Origin of the sequence: Italian clover phyllody phytoplasma str. MA1, from assembly GCF_000300695.1 — a bacterium.
In the GTDB taxonomy this organism is placed as follows: Bacteria; Bacillota_I; Bacilli_A; order Acholeplasmatales; family Acholeplasmataceae; genus Phytoplasma.
This window is the reverse complement of record NZ_AKIM01000189.1, coordinates 1-792: the sequence shown is the minus strand read 5'-3', so window position 1 is coordinate 792 and position 792 is coordinate 1. Positions and strand designations below refer to the sequence as shown.

At 26.6% G+C, this 792-nt stretch carries 2 pseudogenes; both read left to right on the top strand.

From position 1 onward, the window contains the following. Positions 1 to 508: pseudogene (locus RI01_RS03730) on the top strand (DNA double-strand break repair protein Rad50); the annotation flags it as partial. 63 nt (positions 509 to 571) lie between these two features. Continuing rightward, positions 572 to 792, top strand: a pseudogene (locus RI01_RS03320) (DNA double-strand break repair protein Rad50); the annotation flags it as partial.

The window sequence follows — 792 nt, the reverse complement described above, 5'->3', positions numbered from 1 at the left end:
AGAATTAAAAATATTATATGAAAAACAAGAACTTAACCAAGAACAAAAAGTTAAAATAAAAGATGCTTTAACTAAAAATGAAGAAAAAATTAAAGAAATTAAAGAACAATTAAAAGAGACATCAGATAATATTGAAATTTTAAAAGGCAAATTAATTGATTTAGAAAAACAAAAAACTGAAAAAGAAAAAGAAATCGCCAAAAAACAAGAAGAAACCAAAATGGCCTCACATGATGACAAAATTAGACTACAAGCTGAAATTAAACAATTACAAGCCGAAAGAATAGAAATAATTACACAAATATCTAATATTCAAAGAGATATCAAAAACTTAGAATCCAAACAAGAAATGTACGAAGGAATGTTATCTAGCGCCGAAGATTACAAAAAAACATTAGAAGAACGATATCAAGATTTAAAAGATGGAGATAAAGCGCTATACAAACAAATCGAATCCGTTCAAGAATGTAAAGCTGAAATTAATAAAAATATCGACGAAATACACTAAAAATTAAAAGAAATCGAAACTGAAAGAGTTTTATATCAAGCTCTAAAAGAAAAATACCGTGCAATGCATACCCGTATGACAACCTATGAAAAAGAAAATGAATTTTCTTTTGGTAACGTCTTTAAAGTTGGTTTTAAGGCTTTTGATAAAGTTACTGATTTAATTCCTGCTAAATTTGGAATTAAAACATTAGGAAAAACTATTAGTGTTACTAGAAAATATGCTCAAGGTATGGGTAAATTTACTTTAATTCTTCACGAAGGTCATCGTTTATGGCATATGTA